At 28.0% G+C, this 19,026-nt stretch carries 22 protein-coding genes; 4 read left to right on the top strand and 18 right to left on the bottom strand.

The window, feature by feature from the left end:
- Positions 1 to 79 precede the first annotated feature (79 nt).
- The 6 genes from tnpA to ACQY44_RS14800 all read right to left on the bottom strand — a co-directional run bounded on the left by tnpA (position 80) and on the right by ACQY44_RS14800 (position 3,414).
- Positions 80 to 532 (bottom strand): IS200/IS605 family transposase, encoded by a 453-nt coding sequence (gene tnpA, locus ACQY44_RS14775; RefSeq protein ID WP_428231088.1) that lies wholly within the window; start codon positions 530 to 532, stop codon positions 80 to 82.
- Positions 533 to 864: 332 nt separating this feature from the next.
- Positions 865 to 1,260 carry a helix-turn-helix domain-containing protein gene (locus tag ACQY44_RS14780; RefSeq protein ID WP_428231089.1) on the bottom strand — a complete coding sequence of 132 codons (396 nt, stop codon included), beginning with the start codon at positions 1,258 to 1,260 and terminating at the stop codon, positions 865 to 867.
- A gap of 169 nt (positions 1,261 to 1,429) precedes the next feature.
- Complete coding sequence (locus ACQY44_RS14785) at positions 1,430 to 1,801, bottom strand: VOC family protein (protein ID WP_428231090.1); 372 nt, start codon at positions 1,799 to 1,801, stop codon at positions 1,430 to 1,432.
- 207 nt (positions 1,802 to 2,008) lie between these two features.
- Positions 2,009 to 2,362: a hypothetical protein gene (locus tag ACQY44_RS14790; protein WP_428231091.1), complete on the bottom strand. Its 354-nt coding sequence runs from the start codon at positions 2,360 to 2,362 to the stop codon at positions 2,009 to 2,011.
- A gap of 22 nt (positions 2,363 to 2,384) precedes the next feature.
- Entirely contained in the window at positions 2,385 to 2,903 is a 519-nt protein-coding gene (locus tag ACQY44_RS14795) for a hypothetical protein (protein ID WP_428231092.1), read from the bottom strand.
- Positions 2,904 to 2,967: 64 nt separating this feature from the next.
- Positions 2,968 to 3,414: a hypothetical protein gene (locus ACQY44_RS14800; protein ID WP_428231093.1), complete on the bottom strand. Its 447-nt coding sequence runs from the start codon at positions 3,412 to 3,414 to the stop codon at positions 2,968 to 2,970.
- A 261-nt stretch (positions 3,415 to 3,675) separates the two neighbouring features.
- Here ACQY44_RS14800 and ACQY44_RS14805 point away from each other — a divergent pair, with 261 nt between their 5' ends.
- A complete protein-coding gene (locus ACQY44_RS14805) occupies positions 3,676 to 3,852 on the top strand; it encodes a hypothetical protein (RefSeq protein ID WP_428231094.1) in 177 nt (58 codons plus the stop codon).
- A gap of 345 nt (positions 3,853 to 4,197) precedes the next feature.
- Here the strand turns inward: ACQY44_RS14805 and ACQY44_RS14810 are convergent, their stop codons facing one another.
- The 4 genes from ACQY44_RS14810 to ACQY44_RS14825 all read right to left on the bottom strand — a co-directional run bounded on the left by ACQY44_RS14810 (position 4,198) and on the right by ACQY44_RS14825 (position 7,645).
- Positions 4,198 to 5,916 carry a hypothetical protein gene (locus ACQY44_RS14810; protein ID WP_428231095.1) on the bottom strand — a complete coding sequence of 573 codons (1,719 nt, stop codon included), beginning with the start codon at positions 5,914 to 5,916 and terminating at the stop codon, positions 4,198 to 4,200.
- A 205-nt stretch (positions 5,917 to 6,121) separates the two neighbouring features.
- On the bottom strand, positions 6,122 to 6,769 hold the full coding sequence (locus ACQY44_RS14815) for a hypothetical protein (protein WP_428231096.1): 648 nt from the start codon (positions 6,767 to 6,769) through the stop codon (positions 6,122 to 6,124).
- 151 nt (positions 6,770 to 6,920) lie between these two features.
- Entirely contained in the window at positions 6,921 to 7,367 is a 447-nt protein-coding gene (locus ACQY44_RS14820) for a hypothetical protein (RefSeq protein WP_428231097.1), read from the bottom strand.
- 17 nt (positions 7,368 to 7,384) lie between these two features.
- Positions 7,385 to 7,645 (bottom strand): hypothetical protein, encoded by a 261-nt coding sequence (locus ACQY44_RS14825; protein ID WP_428231098.1) that lies wholly within the window; start codon positions 7,643 to 7,645, stop codon positions 7,385 to 7,387.
- 104 nt (positions 7,646 to 7,749) lie between these two features.
- Here ACQY44_RS14825 and ACQY44_RS14830 point away from each other — a divergent pair, with 104 nt between their 5' ends.
- Positions 7,750 to 7,983, top strand: a complete 234-nt coding sequence (locus tag ACQY44_RS14830; RefSeq protein ID WP_428231099.1) for a helix-turn-helix domain-containing protein — start codon at positions 7,750 to 7,752, stop codon at positions 7,981 to 7,983.
- A gap of 116 nt (positions 7,984 to 8,099) precedes the next feature.
- On the opposite strand, the gene ACQY44_RS14835 is transcribed toward ACQY44_RS14830, so the two are convergent.
- The 3 genes from ACQY44_RS14835 to ACQY44_RS14845 form a co-directional block, all read right to left on the bottom strand.
- Positions 8,100 to 8,534, bottom strand: a complete 435-nt coding sequence (locus ACQY44_RS14835) for a JAB domain-containing protein (protein ID WP_428231100.1) — start codon at positions 8,532 to 8,534, stop codon at positions 8,100 to 8,102.
- A 76-nt stretch (positions 8,535 to 8,610) separates the two neighbouring features.
- Positions 8,611 to 9,006 (bottom strand): hypothetical protein, encoded by a 396-nt coding sequence (locus tag ACQY44_RS14840; RefSeq protein WP_428231101.1) that lies wholly within the window; start codon positions 9,004 to 9,006, stop codon positions 8,611 to 8,613.
- A gap of 534 nt (positions 9,007 to 9,540) precedes the next feature.
- Positions 9,541 to 11,604, bottom strand: coding sequence for a hypothetical protein (locus tag ACQY44_RS14845; protein WP_428231102.1), 2,064 nt, complete (start codon positions 11,602 to 11,604; stop codon positions 9,541 to 9,543).
- A 135-nt stretch (positions 11,605 to 11,739) separates the two neighbouring features.
- On the opposite strand from ACQY44_RS14845, the gene ACQY44_RS14850 reads away from it, so the two are divergent.
- Positions 11,740 to 12,255 carry a hypothetical protein gene (locus ACQY44_RS14850; RefSeq protein WP_428231103.1) on the top strand — a complete coding sequence of 172 codons (516 nt, stop codon included), beginning with the start codon at positions 11,740 to 11,742 and terminating at the stop codon, positions 12,253 to 12,255.
- Positions 12,239 to 14,047, top strand: a complete 1,809-nt coding sequence (locus ACQY44_RS14855) for a hypothetical protein (protein ID WP_428231104.1) — start codon at positions 12,239 to 12,241, stop codon at positions 14,045 to 14,047. Before ACQY44_RS14850 ends, ACQY44_RS14855 begins: the two co-directional genes overlap by 17 nt.
- 15 nt (positions 14,048 to 14,062) lie before the next feature.
- On the opposite strand, the gene ACQY44_RS14860 is transcribed toward ACQY44_RS14855, so the two are convergent.
- The 5 genes from ACQY44_RS14860 to ACQY44_RS14880 all read right to left on the bottom strand — a co-directional run bounded on the left by ACQY44_RS14860 (position 14,063) and on the right by ACQY44_RS14880 (position 18,923).
- A complete protein-coding gene (locus ACQY44_RS14860; protein WP_428231105.1) occupies positions 14,063 to 15,121 on the bottom strand; it encodes a DUF3871 family protein in 1,059 nt (352 codons plus the stop codon).
- Positions 15,096 to 15,965 carry an AAA family ATPase gene (locus ACQY44_RS14865; protein ID WP_428231106.1) on the bottom strand — a complete coding sequence of 290 codons (870 nt, stop codon included), beginning with the start codon at positions 15,963 to 15,965 and terminating at the stop codon, positions 15,096 to 15,098. The genes ACQY44_RS14860 and ACQY44_RS14865 overlap by 26 nt, the downstream gene beginning before the upstream one ends.
- A gap of 112 nt (positions 15,966 to 16,077) precedes the next feature.
- The gene (locus tag ACQY44_RS14870; RefSeq protein WP_428231107.1) at positions 16,078 to 17,292 is read right to left on the bottom strand and encodes a site-specific integrase; all 1,215 of its coding nucleotides are present in this window, start codon (positions 17,290 to 17,292) and stop codon (positions 16,078 to 16,080) included.
- An 82-nt stretch (positions 17,293 to 17,374) separates the two neighbouring features.
- A complete protein-coding gene (locus ACQY44_RS14875) occupies positions 17,375 to 18,649 on the bottom strand; it encodes a DUF3987 domain-containing protein (protein ID WP_428231108.1) in 1,275 nt (424 codons plus the stop codon).
- A complete protein-coding gene (locus ACQY44_RS14880; RefSeq protein ID WP_428231109.1) occupies positions 18,630 to 18,923 on the bottom strand; it encodes a helix-turn-helix domain-containing protein in 294 nt (97 codons plus the stop codon). The genes ACQY44_RS14875 and ACQY44_RS14880 overlap by 20 nt, the downstream gene beginning before the upstream one ends.
- Between the last annotated feature and the right edge of the window lie 103 nt (positions 18,924 to 19,026).

Consider the following 19,026-nt stretch of genomic DNA (forward strand, 5'->3'; position numbering starts at 1 on the left):
GAAAGAGCCTTAGCATTAGCATGGTGCGAAGCACCATGAAGAAAAACAGGATTGTTTTTAGCCCTGTAAGGGCGAAAGCCTAATCCCAAAGAAAACGTTCATCATACGTTACTTGATATTTATTTAAAAAAGCCACTAGTTCTTCTTTGAATGTATGTTTTTTATGATGTTCTTCTTGATTTTTAATGTATTGCGTTACTATTTCTACTTGTGATGGGTTAACAGAAAATATACCATAACCATCTTGCCAATAAAATTTTGCGTAATTTGTATCTATCGTTTTTATCCATTTTGAAGATTGCTTTTTTACTTCTTCTACCAATTTCATTTGAGTAATCTTTTTAGATAATAAGCATAAGATATGTACGTGATCTTTGTATCCTCCAATCTGAATTGGATTGCATTCTAATCCTTTGCAAATTCCGCCAAGATATTGCCATAATCTCTCTTGTATGATGTTGTCAATAAATGGGTAACGTCCTTTGGTACTAAATGTTAGATGAACATATACTTTTGATAGTGATTGTGACATGTTTTTTTGCTTTAGCCCTTTCAGGGCAATATTCATGATTAGTTTTAGTTTGTAGTGCGATGCACTACGCTATTGATTTTGAGCTTTCAGCCCATTCTAGGATTGATAACTTTGTTTTATTGTAAGATGTAATTAATTCTGATATTATTTTGTTTTTAAATAATTAAATATATTCTATATCAGTAAAAATATAGTATTTCCGTTTTCTGCTCTTACTTCAAAAGTTATTTTTTTTGTCAAAATAAGCCATATTTTCAGACACTATTCTATAACTAAAAAAGCCACTCTAAAAATTTTAGAATGGCTTTTTGCATTTCAAATATTATTTGAAACTATTTCTCTTTCAATAATTTTTCTAAATACTCTACTTTTTCTTTTTCAGCAAGAACCAAACGTTCGTAAAGTTCAACCACTTTATCAAGTGGATTAAAGTTACAAACAGAACCACTTTCAAATTTTCCAAAATTTCCGTGGCTATCGTTGAAAGTATTAAAATACGTAATCATATTTTCTTCTGAAAAACTTTTTATGGCTTCTGCAGTTACACCAAGTGCTTTTGCTATTTCGATAAGTTTTTCTTCGTCTACAGTTTCGCTGTTTTCTATAATAGATATAGCTTGCTGGTTTGTTCCTAAAGCTTGTGCCAAAGCTTCTTGTTTCATATCTCGAAGTTCACGAATACGGCTAATTTTTCGCCCTATATGATTTGGTTTTGTTGCTGTGCTCATAATTCAAAGGTATTTAAAATTCTTTTACAAAATTCTTTTAGGTAAAAAACAAGGTTGTTCCCGTACGATACAATTTTATGTTGTCGAAAACAAAAATACAATTTTTCTTATAAATAGAGCAAATTCGAAAATGGTTCCATTTCATTTTAAAGTAAATGAAATGGTTTAATTACCATTCCATAAAAGCAATAAAATGATTGTCGGGATCTTTTAGAAATAGTGCTTTTCCGCCAGGAAAATCCCAAGGGCCAGAAAATGTACCGCGTGGTAATTTTTCGACATCTGATTCATCGTTTTGCAGAAGTTGGTTTTTTATAAGGCGATTATATATATCATCAATATCGGCTTCGTTTATTTCGATATTTCCTTCGTTAAGGGGTTTTTGCAAGGTGCTTATTTTTAATTCGGCATAATGGTCAATGGGTACAAAAAAAGTTTTTGTTTTGTTGGTAAAGGTTTCATTTTTAAGATTGAAAACCTTTTGATAAAAATCAAATGAAGCTTCGAGGTTAGAGGAATAAAGCCAAAAAGAAATTTTCATAGAAATATTTTTAATTAAAATTATTAGACAATAAAGCTAAAAAGGTGTTATGAAAACTAAAATATCTCATCTAGCCCCGATCGAGGCGGTATCCTTTTTGCTGCTTCTTTAGCAGGAAAAAGATATAGCCGAGAGCGGGACAACTTGTCTTTTGAAAACAAAACCTTCTGCTCCTTAAAATAAACACAATAAGGCAATAACGTTTTGTTATTTCGAAATTACGATCAAAAAATAGACAAGTGATACGACTAATAAAACCAACCCGATGATAAGCAATATATCATCTTGTGCGGTGGCAATGCTTTTTTTGACCAGATAATAACGATGAAATAATAACCCGATTTCATAACAAATTAAAAATGCTATTAAGGCCAACAAACCGTACGCTTTCGCTAATCCGCCACCTCCACTAAAAGCACCTTCATGTCCAAACCAGCCAATGATGAGTGCCAGCGGAATAATTAGTAAAGCTGATTTTATGAGTAGTGGACTGCCTTTCCAGAACAGTAATGCAATTAGTGCTATTATAGGCACGAGTAACCAACGGAGTAATAGTGTCATATCGATTCGGTTTAAGTTAAATTCAATTGGGTTTTATTGCAGTAATATTTCCGGTTTTTTTGTTGAAAGTAATGGTTTTGTTTGGTCCTCCATAAAATAACGTAAGAGTCATTGTGCTGTCGGTTTCATTGTTAAAAATGATATCTTTTGCTGTTCTGATTTTTATATTGGGATTATGGTTCATAAGATCAAAATCAGTGCTTTTGAATATTCTTCTTTCGATTATGCCTTGTTTTTCTATTACTTCAAGCCAGGGAGTCGTCATGACACTGTAACCTACGATTTGGGCCCGATATTTTTCGTTTAGATTTTTATTCATTACCAATCCTAATGATGTAGTTGAGAATAAAAAAGCATAAAAGGGCAGCATCATGGGTAAAATGCTTAATATTAAAGCTGTTATTATACCTCCTAAAAGCAATTTTGCCATGATTTTTTTCCAAAACACTACAATAACCACAAAACTTGTTGGAAACCAAAGCCAAAATAAGATTACATCGCTATAGTAACCACGCAGGCTAATTTGTTTAAAAGCATACATGATGCAATCTATTGCAAGTAAAGAGCTAAGAATGAAATAAATTCTTAGAAGTCTTATGGATTTTTTATTTGAACTCACGACTTTTTAAGATATAATTTAAACCCAATATTGTAGCAACAGACAAAACCAAAACCGGTAAAATCGAAATTGAAAAAGTATAATAAAGTTCTTCCTTAAAAGTATACGTACTCCACGATGATTCCCTATCAACAAAAACGGTATAATTCCAGAAAAACCATACTGAAATTAAGAATATTAATTGAATTGTGACTTTTAAATAGATGTTTTTAATGAAGGAAAGAAAAAGAAATACAATTGTCAGGAAGATGGTGGAGAACAGCGACATCAAATAAGCATCATCAAAAAAAGAGGCATCGGGATTGCCACTTGACATTCTGCCTGAAAATTGTCCTACTGACCAGTAAATTTCTAAAATGGTGCTTATGAAAAATAGCAGGCCAATTGATAAAGGTTTTTTTAGATTTTTAAGCATTTTGTTTATTTGGAGCATGTTAAGCGCTTTAGTGGTATTGATATTTTTTTTGGACAAATTTGAAAAAAAGCTGAGAGGTACAAATCTTTTTATAAGTTTTAAATATAAAAAAGATTTCTGACAAAAATTTAAAACTTATAATCTAGTGTTATAGCTTTAGTGAAAGTGGTGACTAGTTTCTTGAAAATAGAATAGCCTGATCATTTATAACATTGAGGTTTAACTTTTAGATAATATTCTTTATGTTTAAAATGTTAACTTTAATGAAAAATTAAAGTCATGGAAATCAATTGGGTAATAATAGGAATTGTAGTTGCAGTTGTAATTGTTTTAATCGTATTGACAAATAAAAAGAATCAAAAGGAGAAAAAGAAGCTAACTGATTTATTGAATAATGATTTTAAAAAGCCAGAAGAAGACGAACCTGATTTTGAGGATAATGTGAGTGAGCGATAGGATATTTTCCTTTTAAAAATAAAAAAACCGTATTCTGTTGAAGTAATACGGTTTTTTTGTGGAGAATACGAGATTCGAACTCGTCACCTCTTGCCTGCCAGGCAATTATAGTTCTTTTTCATTCTCTTTCAATTAGTCTTAATCATTAGAAATCAGTCCACCTGTTGAAGAAATTTCTAGTATTTAATTTCATTGTATTTCATTTAATCAGTGAATTTGTTCCAGTATTGTTTCAGCTGATTTATTTATTTATATGTAAGTCTGCAATTGTTGCAATACCTGTAATTTTAAAATGAATGTATAGAATTGAATACAATCATTAAGTAAAATCAGCATGCTTACTTATCATGACTCATGAATTTTTTTTACCCAAACATTTGACATTTTGGTAACTTTTATATTTCCCTTTACTCCAATCTCTCCGTTACTAACTTCAACAACAGCTTTATCATTTGATTTTAGTTCGATTATTTCCAATTTTTCAAACCTACCATTTTTTTCGATAAATAAAACGTCTCCAATTTTTAACTTTACATTATCTAAATTTAAAATAAAAATATCTCCTTTTGAGAAAATCTCTTGAATTATTCCTAAGAGAACAATATTTTTTGGTTTGAATTCAAGCAAGCCATAATTGTAAAACACTTCTATCGCTTCTTGCTTGGTTATTATGCCACGCTCGATATCATAATATAAATTAAATAATTGCCAAGTTGATAATAGACCTCTTTCATCATCTGTAGCATCAAGCATTTGCTGACTTTTAAAGGGTGGGTTTTCCCTGTTTAAAGCAGGTAAATGTCTTTGATGATTAACAATATAAAGCCCAAAGACATCAAACTTTCCACGAGCTTTTGCTCTTCTATATTTTATTTTAGAAATTTGACTACATTCTGAATCTTTTGAAGTGCCACCAATACCCTTAACCTCAATTACCAAAAGACCACTTTCATTTTCAATCTGAATATCTTCTTCTTTAATTGTAACTACTTGAGTATCCATATCAATAACATTTTCAAAACCTAGCCATTTCAAAAATTTAATTATAGCTTTAACAAGTTCATCTCCTGTTTCGGTTATTATATCATGTAAAAATGCATATCTACTATTATTTTCTAAGATTTGGATGTCTAGTTCTTTATCCTTTTTTTCAAATTCTTCAAATAGAAGTTTTTTATTCTCTAAAAGTTTAAAATGGTTTGGTAATGCATATTCTATATCAGTTGTCCATTTTTTAAGTCCAGAATTGGGAAATAAATTTGGTTGATATTCAGGCGCAATGTTCTGAATGAATTCTAATAAAAAATTAGAATTGTCTATCATTTTTGGAAATAAATACAAACTTGAAGACTCATTAAATTTAACGAAAGACACTATTTCCTTATTAGTGTTTCTTAAAAGTGGATGAAAGTTAGGATCGGAAATTCTATCGTCGACTATGTATGTAAGAGGATGGTTATATATGTTTTCATAGGTAAAATCTGAGTTATACTTATTTAATAATTTAGCAAATTCAGTTCCTTCTGGAACTACATTCGTAATAACTCCATGTTTATTTTTAATAAAAGGAAAAAATGGCATGAATTCATAATTTGAAATTCTAGTAACCTCTTTAGTTTTTGGTCTATCACCATTTTCCTCAACTATTTTATAATCAATAAGTACATTTTCATTTTGAAATACAACGATCATAGATTCCTTCTCCATCAATTCCTCTATTTCCTCTGCCAATAATTTTGCACTCCATCCTTTAGGATCTAAAATTGTTTGAGGATATTCGCATAACATATATAGATTATCATTGCTTTTGTTTTCAGTACGAGTATTTTCATCTTTTGAATAAAAAATTGTCTCTTCATTAGATAAATCAATTATAATGATGTCAAACTCATGCGCATTTGCAGGAAAGTTGTGATTTGTCAAACAATATTTAAAGTCATGCTTTTTGTTTTGAGTGTCTATTAATTTGCCTAAACTACCCTCAAAAATATCATACCCATTTTCGATTAATAATTGATTAGATTTTTCTGTTAAATTTAATGTCAATATTTTAGGTTTATCCATAATTATTTCAGGTATATAATAATTCTTTTTTAAATATCTTACAATTTTAAATATTCAGATTTAAATAAGATTTAATTAAGTTTAGTAAATCTACAATAAAAGAAAATGGAAACAAACAACATTCAAATTTCACTCTTTCATTAATTCTTGGAATGAAAAAAAAGCCTTACAAACACGACATCGATAAGGCTTTTTATTAAAATCATCAGCTTTTATTTAACAATTCAATTACTTCTTTGTCCTTAAATATGTCTTCAAATAATTTTGTCATAGCTTCTGGCATATAAGTTTTATATGCACCTGCACCAAATGCTACATTTCCACCTAGTTTTTCTTTACCATCTATTGATTTATATTTCAATAAAGTACCATCTTTATCATAGATATATAAGTTTATTTTATAGTATAAGAATTGAATCATATAACCATCAGTGTTTAATTGGTCAAACACTATAAAAATCTTTTTATCTCCTGATAAGTTTAATAATTGTGATTTGACTTCTTTTTCATCTTCTTCCCATTTTGTTGAAAGGCTATTTACTTTGATATCATATCTGTTTAATGAATTCACTATGTTATTAGTTAAGTCCAGCATTAAACTGTTTTTACTTTCTGTTCCTATTGGGTAGGCTATTCCAACATTACTTCTCATATATCCCACAAAATCTGGTTTTCTTGAGCCATCTGTAACGGCCTCTCTATGGTCTAAAAGGGCTAGGTCAATATTTTTGGTTTTAATATCAAATAAATCTAATTTAAGGTCATTGTATTTCACTTTTCTTCCTACTGCACAACTTGTTAGTAGAATACCGCTGAATGCAACTAATACTGCTTTTTTTATTATTTTCTTCATCATTAAGTTTTAAATTCTGTTCTATATAAGTTGATTTGTTATGTGTTGATTAATATTATGAAATTTTAGTTTTTAGAGCCTTTACAAAACAGCTATTTTTACCAGGAGGCAAATGGATAATGTTGCTGTAAATTATGATAAAATATTTCAATCAATTTTTGTTTAATAAATTTGCGCCGTATTGTGTTAAATATGTTTCTAAATTACTATTCTGAAAAACTGTTTTAACTCCGACTATATTTCCATTTTTCTCATCATAAATAATTGAAAACAACCCAATTTCAGATTTTGGTCTTTTTTCTAAAGTATGACTTACTACATCTGTAGAAAACACCATATTATATAAACCTGCATTATCATAAAATGTCTTGTCAAATTTGATTAAATAGCTGTTATTTAATTGTAAGTCAATGTCACTAATAAAAAGCTTTCCATTCTCAACATCAAAATAGAAGCTGATATTTTCCTTAGCAACATTTCTATCAGGTTTCAACCTAAAGCTCACATCAATTTTTGCACTGTTTTGTGCATAAGTTATACTGCAAATACTAAATAAAATAAAGAACAACAACTTGTTTAATTTTTTTTTATAATACATGATTTTTGGTTTTTACATTAAAGTTTGATACTATCTTCTTCTCTTTTCTTATGATTACTTTGGTTGAATGTAATACCATCACCCATTATACAACTTTCACGTGAAAATTGACCCCATCTTATATTATTCCATATTACTTCATAGACAAGATAGAATACCATTAGTATCAAGAAAATAATCAATGCATTCTCAATACCTGTGAAGAATGTGATAAGAATTATTGCAAATATTTTAAAGAGAATATCTTTAACCTTTTTCCTTTGTTTTGTTTCTCTCATAGATTAATAAGATTTGTTTACTAGCTACAAATATACATAGTATCATATTTGATAACAATAAATTTGTCAAATATCACAACTTTTGATTTTATAATAATCAAAGGTTGAATAAAAAGGATTTTCAAATAGCATTAGGTAATAGAATAAGACAGTTGAGAGAAGATAGAAATATTTCTCAGACTGAATTAGGAATCTTGTGTAATATTGAGAGGACTAATATGAACCGAATTGAAGCAGGAAATACAAATCCTTCAAGCTATTTGCTTTATGTCATTTCTGAAAAACTAGAGGTAAAAACATCAGAATTACTGAATTTTAATTTAACTTCAGAAAAATAAAAAGCTATTAATATTAATCTTTAATTTATTTAGGTTTTAGGATTTAATTAGTAAATAGTAATATTTAAATGCATACAGATGTTTAAACTTTCTGAAATACAAGAAATTGGAAAACTTTAAAGAAGACCATCTTGTGTAAAGCTAAAAAAACTTGTTCTGCTAATTATAATGTGATCTACTAAAGTAATTTCTAATAAATCGCAAGAGTCCTTTAACCTCCTGGTGATTTTTCTGTCAGCTTCACTTGGTTTAAGATTTTCACTAGGATGATTATGAGCCAAAATGATTCCTGAAGCATTACATTTTAAAGCAATACCTAAAATAATTCTAATGTCAACAACAGTTCCTGAGCTACCACCTTTTGATAGGTTATAAATGCCTAGGACACAATTCATCCTATTAAGTAAAACAACCTTACATTCTTCTTGAAAATCTATTATGTTTAAATTCCATTGAGATAAAATAAATTCAAAGGTTTGCCTACAATTACTTAGGTTGATTTTTTCTGTTTGATTAGTTGAATAACTAACATTTATTTCTGCTACTTCCATAAAATGAGTTTGTAAAAAAGAAAACCTGCCCTATGTTGAAAATCAATTCAATATAAAGCAGATAGTTCTAAAATTGTTAAGCATGTTCTAATTCAAGTTTTCCATTCTTTGAAAATACATCTTGACTAGGTTTGAAATTGCCATGAATGGGTTCTTGTATTCTTTTTACCTCTAGTTCCTCTTGTGCATAAACATATCTATGATGCATCATGATGACTTCTCCTGATTCTTTGTTTATGTACTCATAAGGATCACATTCTTCTTTTATAATTTGTCCTTGCATTTGAGTTCCAATAAGTGCTTTGCAAGTAACTTCATCAAAGGTTGCAGGAATAAATGCTTTTTTTGCTGTGGCATAGAAATTACCAGTTACTTTACTTTGAATCATTTCGATTCCCCCTTGAGCTTCTAAAACGAAAAATACTTTCCCTTCTTCTGTTTGTCTTTCTTTAAAATTAATAATTGTTACCATTTTTTGAGTTTTTGAATTGAATTTTGCTAAAAGAAGTTTTAAGATACATGAAAATGTCAACTATCACCTTGAATTTTGTGCAACTGTTTAAATTCATTTTAGCACAATGATTATCATTGCTCCAAATGAGTGGGGGTTTTTAAGGTAGTTAGTTTTTGTAAAGTATTCTGAAGATTAACCAATTTCAAAATATGATTTAAATAGAATGAGTAAACAAACAACTGTAGCAATAGAGATGATAAGTATTTTGTAAAAAATATTAATTTCAAAAGGATATACAATTTTGGAACAAAATATTTAGTGATCTTTGAGTTGAAAGTAAACTTGGTAGAATTTCATAGAGTTATTTATTCTTGGTGCAAATAAAATGGCTTTCTATATAATTCGGTGGGGCTGTTTCTTTATATAAGTGAGGGTGGAGGCTTTGTATGAGGTGGTTTGAGCTCTTGAATTTTTTTTATAAAAAAAAATAATAGGAGAGAAACATTAAATGAATATTTGGCTTAAAAGATTTTCAAAATAAGGAGATATAGTTTATATTGAATCAATTCCTAAGGCTCTAAAAAAAGTATGATGTCTTTTTTCAGAAAAATCTAGCATTTGTTCATAAGTCATTACTTCAATATGTAAGTTGAGATCAGAATTGATTTTATATAAATGTCCGTGGGCAGTTTTCTTGAAACCATTCCATTTGCAATTGTGCTCAATGTTATCTCTGTTTAATTCACAGATTATATAGCCAAATTTTGGGGTATTGTCCTCAATGTTTAAAAGTGTTCCTTTTTTACTCCTTGCTTTACTTTGCATTAAATCTTGAAAATATTTCAAAACTAATTCATCTAGATTTGTCTTACTACTAAGTTCTTTTCCTGGTTTTTTAAACTCAAAAACGACTAAAGAATTAATTTTATCTGCATTGTCAGAATATGCCCAAGGAACATCATAAATCAAAACATCAGGCTCTTTATTACCTTCACTGTCAAGATTTTTATTCGTTTTAGTTTTTATGTCAGACGATGTATAAGTATGGAATGTAAATCTTTCATCTAATAACCATAAATTATGATATTCAATTGGCATATTATCAGTTTCAGCCCCCATTGTGAAAATAATATTATGTAAATCTTCTTCAAGCATGAAATTACCATCTTCTCTCCACTCTAAATATTTTTGAAATAATTTAATAATGGATTTCCTTTTAATCATTAAGTCAGCTAATTTATCTTTAGAGAATGCTGCTTCTTCTTTTAGTATGTTACTTACAATGTTTCCAAATTCCTCTTTGTCATACTCTTTTTTCTTGAAAACTTTTTCAAAGACTTTTTCCCTTCTTTGTTCTAATTTAAATTCTTTTTCATGTAATCTTGCTTCTAATGTCTCATCTGATGCGTTGATAGGAATGTCTGAAAAAGCATCTTTAACATTTAATAAATGCCTATATCTTAACCTAGGCTTATTTGGGTTTAAAATATATTTTTCTATTCTTTCGCTTTTTTCTTTTTCTGCTTCTTCAATAAATTGGGAATAATTAACTCTAATATTTTCAGAAATATGCTTAAAAAGCTCATCTAGTGAAACTTCATCAAAATCATTTTTCTTTGCTGAATTTTCAGGAAGCATAAATTTATTCCTTTGAGGATGATTTTTTTTATCTAAAAAATCACTCTCTACATATACCGATAAATGATATTTTTTATTATCATTATACAGCTCTTTAAATGATGGTAGGTAATTAGTCAAAGATTGTTTTTTTCCAACTTCTCTTTTATTGGCACATAAATGTATAGAATGAGAATGAGCACCGTTGTAATTTCTAATATAATTTAGATTAAAAGTTTCTGTGATATTTCCAATACTAATTTCTTTCTCGGTATTTTCAATCTCAATAACAGATTTATATATATCATTTAATATTATAGCATCTTTAATGTTGTCTTCTTCATATAGAATTCTTATTGTAGGGGAGTTTTCAGAACCTATAAAGAATAGTAAGCAGTGCTGGATGATATTATCTGCAATATCTTTAATGCTAATTTTTGATTTTCTGGCAAAATCATAATAGTCTGGTAAGAAATTATTTAGTTTTATTACAGTGCTATTTTTAAAGCCATGTCTGATTTTTTTTATTTCTTCAGGGTATTTTTGTAGACCATTTATATTATCAAATTTATAAATACGTTTGTATGTTTTATCTTCATCACTAAAAGAACTTTCAATGTCCATACTTCCAAAACATGCAAGTACAGTATATCTACCCATTCCTTTTCCTCCTTTTTCATAATTAAAATTAGTGAATGGAGTACTAAAAGCAATTTCTCTTTTGTTCGTAAAACCAACCCCATTATCAATTATAGTAAATCCAGAAATTGGATTATAGCTCTCGTCTTCATCTTCTAAATCCAGCTTAGGTTGAAAATTCCTATGTACCTTGATGATTATTGAGCCATTATCAATTGGATTAATTCTGTCCTCAATACTTTGAATAGAATTTACTATTACTTCATGTAGAGGTAACAAATATTCGTCAGGTTTAATGTCAATACTGTTTATTAGTCCTCTGTAATTGACTTTTTGCTCTAAGATTTGCAGACCTTTCATAATATTATGTGTTTAAACAAATGTAGAAAAATTGCTCGATTAATTAATTAATTACATTTTTTATGTAAATTACTGAATTTAGAAATAAGTATTATATATTTACAAAATCTTACAATTTACTGTAATTATTTCATTATGAACAAAATAGATGCTACAAAGTATATTTTATTAAAACTGTGCGATTGGTATTTTGAAATAAACCCTTCAAAAAAACAAAATAGGGACAATGATTTGAGTATTCTAAAGGCTCTTAAACTTATTTTTTTATTAGCTCCAATTAAATTTAATAATAATAGCTTATTAAGTAATGGATTTACATTTGAGGCTTGGGCTTTAGGTCCTGTTGAAGTTGATATATATGCTTCAAAAGATCAATTATATATAGATTTATTACAGAAAAAGGTGCAATATGATGAATTACATGACTCTTTAGAAAATATTCAAATTGATGTATTGTTTCTAGACAATATTGTTGAAACTTTAAAGAGCAAGAATAAATATTTGATTAATTTATCTGCCACGCAGTTGGTTAATTTAACTCATAAATATAGCAGTTGGATAACTACCTATAATTCTATGAATAGTAAATTAATGCAAAATGAACTAATTATAACCGAGGAAAAATTTTATTTTTATGATTCAACATATTGAGTCTTGCTTTACTGATATTAATTTAAAAATAAATCATGTAAATTCACAAACTCCTCCTATTACTATTCAATCAAATCTCTTTGATTTAGATATTGAAAAAGTAATTGCATCCTCAATAATATTTATACATTCAGGTGACTATGTAGATTTTCTTAAAAATCAAAAGATTGAAGATATAATTACTAAATTAACAACTGAAATAGAAACAACAAATAATAATTTATCTGTTACTAATATTATTATTCAGGATGAATTAACTACGGTTTTTAATAAAAGTAAAGTTTTACTAGAAGAAATATTTGAAAAATGTATTGTTTTTTTTCTTAATAGCGTTTCTGAGCTATCAAAATTTCAATATACTATCATCCATAGAAATTTTACATTCCTAACATCAAAAGAGGAAAGACTTAACGAATTGTTTGAATATTCTAATACCTTTTTGCTAGAATACTTATTGGAAGAAAGTATTGAATATTACGAACATTTAGGTGTTTTAGAAAAGAGGATTAATGATTTTCATCAAATAAAGCCTTTTACAAAAAAAAATATACTGAGATGTAAATTGACATTTCTTAAATATAAGTGGAAAAAAAGACAAAAGTATAATCGGATTTTCATAAAAGAAAATGTAGATATAAATTTTTCTAAGAAATATATTTTTGCTAATGAAGAGGTAGATTTGTCGAAAAAAATTAAAGTTGGAGAGGAGTTTTATCCAGTTTTTGAGGATTGGGTTAAAAAAATTGAGCTTCACTATTTTGAAGGAAGTGATGATATTGATGAAATTTATTCTTCACCTCAATTAATTTCTACAACTGATAATCAATTGAGCAATGATTTTAAATTGTTTTTTACTATAAAATTTTACAAGGATATTGAAAAAGACTTTTCAAAATTAGAAAGTTTAAAATCCACCATAAAATCATCAAGATTAGATAAAAAAAACAAACTTTATTATTTTAATAATTTATTTTCTTTATTAATTAAAGATGGAAATAGAGGTGAGGATACAATAAATAATTATTTTAATGAGATTAAAGGCTATAGCAATTATTCACAAAGTAATAATTATTTTATTTATTATAAGTTTCTTGATTATAAACTAAAATTGGTTAGGAGTAAAATTTTACAAAATAAAATTTCTACAGAAGAATTAGAAAATTATATTAGAGATTGTGAAATTTTAAATAATGAGTGCAATAAAAAATTTGAATGGACATATAGATCATTTAATATTCTATATCAATTTGACGTAACTGATTGTTCTATTGAATTCATGGGTGACAATGTTTATTTTCCAACATCTTTTTTGCTACCTATTAGCATAACAGAAAACAAATTACTTATCGCAAATAAAGTAGAAGATATTAATGACTTGAAATACAAATTAATTGAATTAAAAAACAATAAATACAGTGAGACTTTAAAAAAACAGATAAAAGAAAATGAAAAAAAAGCAGTTGAAATGATTTCATTGTTCACTGCGGTTATTTCTTTTATTATGGGATCTATAAGTGGATTTAAGTTCATAGATAATATATATGATGCAATTTCTTTCGTTACAATTTTCGGACTTTGTTTATCAATTTTTTTAATTTTAATCTTAAAATTGATAAGGAAAGACAATACTTATAATATTCTTGAGTTTTTACCAATTTTCATAATTTTCATAATTTTGATTTTTGTATGCATTCAAATATCTACTGAAAATATCGTGTCGAAGGAAAATTTGCATGATGAATTGATAAAACTAAATTTATTACCAAAAGATAGTAAACCAGACTCCAATTAAGGAGTCTGGTTCTTCTCAACTCAAAAACCAATGATAATCTCCATTACCAATTAGTGCTTTTTGAATGCCTTGAGTAAAATCAAAAGCATTCACATTTCTGTCAAGAAAAGTATCAATGTAACTGCTTTTATTGGCTTGAGTAAAAAGATTATACAGATTCCATAAGTTTACATCTCCTTGTTCATTTCTGCTGAAACTTGAATCCTCATAATAATCTTTGGCAATGGTATTAATGTGACCATCTGTAAAATTCAAAATTGGAATAGTCGATTTGTCATTTTTTGGCAAATATTGATATAATTTTGTTCTACCAATTAACTGAGCAAATTGATTTTCTGTCAAAGAGTGTCGAGACAACTCTTTCATTCCTAATAAATGCTTTTCAGCATTGTAATTTTGTATAACAGATAAAATCTTGCTTTGCAGTTCTTGGTATGAATTAACTTTCATGTCATCTACAAAACCATCACTCCAAACACATAAATTACAACAAACTTTATTTTGAAATCCAATGAAAAATTTGAATTTTTCAAGTGTCTTTTTGCTGTACAAATTCTCCAAATTATAACTTCTTACTCCGCCAATTGTAAGAGCAATTTCATTACCATTAATTGTGTCTACAATACCAGGAACTCTAATAATAAAAGCCATTCTTTCAAAATATTGAGTTCTTTCATGTTCCAGTAAATCATTGACATTTTTATGAATTGCTCCTGGTGTTCTACCTTTAATTTGATGGCTTACTCTAATTTCTGGTTTATCAAAATAAATGTTTGGAAACACTCTTGAAAGAGATTCGAGAGCAATCTCTATAAATTCCTGATGTGCAATTGTTCTTTCATTATCTTTTGAAAAGACAGGTATAACACAGTTGTTGTTTAAGTGATCCAGAGTGATTTCTGTAGTATTGGCTTCAATAAAAGATTTGTTAGGAAATTGTGTGACAATTGGGATAATATTTCTTTCAGATTGAGTAGTACCAGGAATTGTATATATACTATCATACCTTACAGGTGTTAATTTATATGTTTCCTGGTTCTTTTTCTGCTCAATTGTGGTGAGTAGTGCTTCCATTAATACTAAATGTTTTAGGGGTTAATAATAATTCTTTTGAGTTAATAGTATCTTTTTGAAGTTTGAAATCATATTCCAATAATTCTCTCCAATTGCTATATTGGTTGTAAAGAATTTTTAATTCCTCAACTGTCTTTGTAGTTTTGATCTTTTGTCTTGCATCTTGCAAATTAGTTCCACTATTGCACCATTCCAAGATCTTTTTTCCGGTATAAGAATTTATTACAAATTCAGGCTTACCCATAAACAAACCAGTTCTATCCTTACTTGACACGGCAAAATGTTTGATGTCTATTTCAAAGACTAAAGTAAATTCATAATCTAAATCATTTCTTTGAATGGCTTTTAGTCCAACTTTTTCAGGAATAAATTTCCCGTCTTTCTGATTCAAAACATAATCTTGTTTTGTTCTCATAGTAGCTATAATATGAGCATCTGCCTGCAAAATTTTATCAATAAATGCATTTTGTCTTGGTGTTACTTTTGCCCAATTGGTAAAGGAGTTACCTGCTAATGAAGTATGATAATCCAATAGTTCTTCCCATGATTGAGAAATAGAATCAATAATTATAACCTCCATTCCTGCTTTTTCACACACCTCTATTGCTTTGATGTAATTTTCTGGTGTAAATGGTGGCTTTAATGAAAGCACATTATATTGTCCTAAATGGGCATATAAATCTGCACTTCCATTTTCACTGTCTATCACTGCTACTTTACTAAAATCACCATTAGTTAATCCTTGTGCAAGTAATAGACTTGAATATGTTTTACCACTTCCTGATGAACCTTGAAGAGCCATTTTTATTTTGGCTTTCTTCCTTTCGGATTGTCTTAATTGCATATTTTCAAATTTATTGGTTGTTAATAATTTCTTTAACTGTTTAATTTTTAAATGAAAAAAGGTTAATCTCGACATGAGATTAACCTTAGTAAAAAATGATTTATTTAAGTAATTATAAATCAATGAATTTTCTATTTTCCATATCTAAATCCTCATTTGAGAATTCCTTTAGATAATTCATTGTAACACTTACATCTGCATGACCCATCATTTCTGAAATTTTTTCTATAGGAGTTCCTTTCATTTTTAAGATCGTAGCAAAACTGTGTCTGGCAACATAGGAAGTCAGTTTAGCATCTATACCTACTAATTTTGCAATTTCTTTTAATCTTGAATTATAAGTTCTTAGGACTCTTTGCTTTCTATAATCAATTTGTTTTGGTGTTAAATCTTCATGTAATAAAATTGGAAATACATATTTAGTATGTCTATTTTGTTCTTTGTAATAGGTTAAGATTTTACGTGTATTTTCAATTATTTCTATATTAAACTTTCCTTTTGTTTTTGATCTAGTGTAATGAATTCTATTATTTTGAATATCTGAGAATTTTAGAGTCATCATGTCTTTAAAATTCATTCCCCTAGTATATATGGAGAACATGAAATAGTTGTAGGCATCGATTAAATGTTGATGTTTGCTTAAATCAACATCCCTAATTTTCTTAAACTCTTCTATTGTTAAAGCTCTTTTGGTTACATTAGATTTAAGTTTTGAAATTTTATAATCTTCAAATGGATAAGGTTCTTTTGGAATAAGCTGTCTACTTCTTGCTCTATTGAATAAAGCTTTGAGTCCTCTCATTTTAAATGAAACACCTCCATTTTTGTTGCCATTTTCTCTTAGATAAACTTCATATTTTTCTAAAAAAGCTGATGTTATCTCTTTAAATTTGATTTTCTTGCCTTTAAATTTAATTAATGAATCTCTTGTGCTTTGATAGGCTTTGGCATTACTTATATTACCAGATCTATTCATCTCATCAATAATTTCATTAAAGAATTGAATAACATTTGCATTTTTTTCTACATTGTTTTTGCCTCTAAATTTTACTTCAAAATCTTCTAAGTTATAATTTGAATTATCTAGTTGATAATCTCTAATGATTTGATTTGCCCTAGATTTAAGATTTGTTAGTAAGTCATTCTCAACTTTATAATCTTTATGTTTTTTGTTGAATTGCTCATTTTCAAAATGTTCTTTTAAACATTTTAGTCCTAAACTTAAGTTCTTCTTTTTTCTGTCTTTTATTATTCTTAGATATACTCTGTGGTAACCATTAGACATAGGTTTACTATCAAGTACAAATTTTACAGTTGTATTTGTCATCTTTTTAAATTTTAAATTCCGAAAATATACTGCCCCAGAAGAGAGGCAGTATTACATTAATTGCAGTAGTTACATACTTACATTACAGTTTTTTGTACAATCCTTTTTTGATTTTTTTAGTGAATCTCTTATTTTGAAATTGCACTAATTTGTCATCAATTGTTCTTATAGGAATACTCATTTTTTCCCCTATAGCAATGGCATCTTGTCTTGTGAAGGGACTATTTAAACTATCCAAAATTTCTTCATCTTGAGTAGATAAAATACCTGTTTCTATTGTGTCAAAAGTAAATTGAGAATGTCTTAGAAGGGTAGCGGTTAGTGATAAAGCATTTAAAAAATCTCTATTGTTGCAAACTAAGACTTCTTTTAATGTTATTCTATCCTTATTTCTTAATGCAGTTAGAATCATGCAAATTCTAAACATTATCAAGCCATGTCTGTTTAGGTTAGATAAGAAAGATGCCGTATGATTTACAATAACGTCTTCTCTTATAAATTTGAATCTCCTGGTAAATCTTTTTATTTGATTGTCAGTGAACTGAAATTCTATAGGATTTTCTAATTCTGTTAATTGACGATATAAATCAAATATTACTTTAGATAATTTTTCAAATGCTTTTCTATTGTCCTTTGATTTTATGGCAAAGACATCTTTAAATTCGGCAATTTCATCAAAACTGTAAATCAGAAATCTTGAAAAAAGACCATTATCTTTGGATTTCATTAATGGTTGTAATTGATTAGGAGTACCACTTATAACCATTGATAATTTAGGCTGATTTATTTCTTCAAAGACCTTTTCTATTTTTCTACTTATAGAGATCGGTTCATGGTGAAAAGCTTTTCTTAAAACGTCTGAATAATTACTCCAATCATTATTTAGCATATTAGAAAGAGTGTCGGCTTCAGATTCCATGATTAATAGTCCGTGCTCTGAACTGCCAAGAAAAGAATACATTTCTGCTGTACTTACATTTGCAGGGAGTATCTTAATTTTGATGTTTGGACAAATGTCATTTTTACTGTCTTTACTTTTCTTTTTTTCGCTTTCACAAAGTAACAATTCTGCTTTACTGTCTTCGAGTATTTTATTATGAATGGGTTCAATTAAAATTCTTGAAAAATTCATCACACCTTTACCAGATGCAGGTGGTGCAATTATTAAAACATATAAATTGGCAAATATATCATCTCCATCATAATATCCTTTGATATTAGGTAGGCAGTCACTTAAAACTCCTAAGCTTGACACCAAAACAATATCTTTTTCTCTGCCTTCAAATGATTCAGTTATTAACTTTAAATCTTCTGGTAGGTTATTATACACCTCTTTGTTAATTAATCTTCTTTCCATCTTTTCTCTCTTTTAAATAATTATTCACTTCATCTTCTAAAACGAGAATAGACTTTATTTCATTCTTTGTCATCCAATCATGTAGATCAGATTTTTTAAAGTATAGCTTACCGCCATTTGGCTTGTAAAAAGTTAAAGCTCTATTCGAAGTTAGTTTATAGAGTAAACTTTCTGATACATCTAAGTAAACTAATGCTTCTTTAAAGCTCAATATTTCCTTTTGTTGCAGATTTTGCTCACTTTGGAAATTTTGTTCCTTCATTATATTTTTCATAATTTAAATATTACGATACCCTGCGCGCATTAAATTCAGGTATCTGATTAATGGTGCAAATGTTGGAATAGAAGTATTGTAGAAGTAATTTTAATTTGTAGAG

The organism is Flavobacterium sp., assembly GCF_965277525.1.
Lineage (GTDB): Bacteria > Bacteroidota > Bacteroidia > Flavobacteriales > Flavobacteriaceae > Flavobacterium.

Coding starts and splice junctions, on each gene's coding strand:
- ACQY44_RS14780 (WP_428231089.1), bottom strand. CDS start 1,260: ATGAGCACAGCAACAAAACCAAATCATATAGGGCGAAAAATTAGCCGT.
- ACQY44_RS14820 (WP_428231097.1), bottom strand. CDS start 7,367: ATGTATTATAAAAAAAAATTAAACAAGTTGTTGTTCTTTATTTTATTT.
- ACQY44_RS14850 (WP_428231103.1), top strand. CDS start 11,740: ATGAACAAAATAGATGCTACAAAGTATATTTTATTAAAACTGTGCGAT.
- ACQY44_RS14815 (WP_428231096.1), bottom strand. CDS start 6,769: ATGAAGAAAATAATAAAAAAAGCAGTATTAGTTGCATTCAGCGGTATT.
- ACQY44_RS14810 (WP_428231095.1), bottom strand. CDS start 5,916: ATGGATAAACCTAAAATATTGACATTAAATTTAACAGAAAAATCTAAT.
- ACQY44_RS14800 (WP_428231093.1), bottom strand. CDS start 3,414: ATGCTCCAAATAAACAAAATGCTTAAAAATCTAAAAAAACCTTTATCA.
- ACQY44_RS14790 (WP_428231091.1), bottom strand. CDS start 2,362: ATGACACTATTACTCCGTTGGTTACTCGTGCCTATAATAGCACTAATT.
- ACQY44_RS14845 (WP_428231102.1), bottom strand. CDS start 11,604: ATGAAAGGTCTGCAAATCTTAGAGCAAAAAGTCAATTACAGAGGACTA.
- ACQY44_RS14835 (WP_428231100.1), bottom strand. CDS start 8,534: ATGGAAGTAGCAGAAATAAATGTTAGTTATTCAACTAATCAAACAGAA.
- ACQY44_RS14860 (WP_428231105.1), bottom strand. CDS start 15,121: ATGGAAGCACTACTCACCACAATTGAGCAGAAAAAGAACCAGGAAACA.
- ACQY44_RS14840 (WP_428231101.1), bottom strand. CDS start 9,006: ATGGTAACAATTATTAATTTTAAAGAAAGACAAACAGAAGAAGGGAAA.
- ACQY44_RS14785 (WP_428231090.1), bottom strand. CDS start 1,801: ATGAAAATTTCTTTTTGGCTTTATTCCTCTAACCTCGAAGCTTCATTT.
- tnpA (WP_428231088.1), bottom strand. CDS start 532: ATGTCACAATCACTATCAAAAGTATATGTTCATCTAACATTTAGTACC.
- ACQY44_RS14865 (WP_428231106.1), bottom strand. CDS start 15,965: ATGCAATTAAGACAATCCGAAAGGAAGAAAGCCAAAATAAAAATGGCT.
- ACQY44_RS14870 (WP_428231107.1), bottom strand. CDS start 17,292: ATGACAAATACAACTGTAAAATTTGTACTTGATAGTAAACCTATGTCT.
- ACQY44_RS14880 (WP_428231109.1), bottom strand. CDS start 18,923: ATGAAAAATATAATGAAGGAACAAAATTTCCAAAGTGAGCAAAATCTG.
- ACQY44_RS14875 (WP_428231108.1), bottom strand. CDS start 18,649: ATGGAAAGAAGATTAATTAACAAAGAGGTGTATAATAACCTACCAGAA.
- ACQY44_RS14795 (WP_428231092.1), bottom strand. CDS start 2,903: ATGTATGCTTTTAAACAAATTAGCCTGCGTGGTTACTATAGCGATGTA.
- ACQY44_RS14825 (WP_428231098.1), bottom strand. CDS start 7,645: ATGAGAGAAACAAAACAAAGGAAAAAGGTTAAAGATATTCTCTTTAAA.
- ACQY44_RS14855 (WP_428231104.1), top strand. CDS start 12,239: ATGATTCAACATATTGAGTCTTGCTTTACTGATATTAATTTAAAAATA.
- ACQY44_RS14805 (WP_428231094.1), top strand. CDS start 3,676: ATGGAAATCAATTGGGTAATAATAGGAATTGTAGTTGCAGTTGTAATT.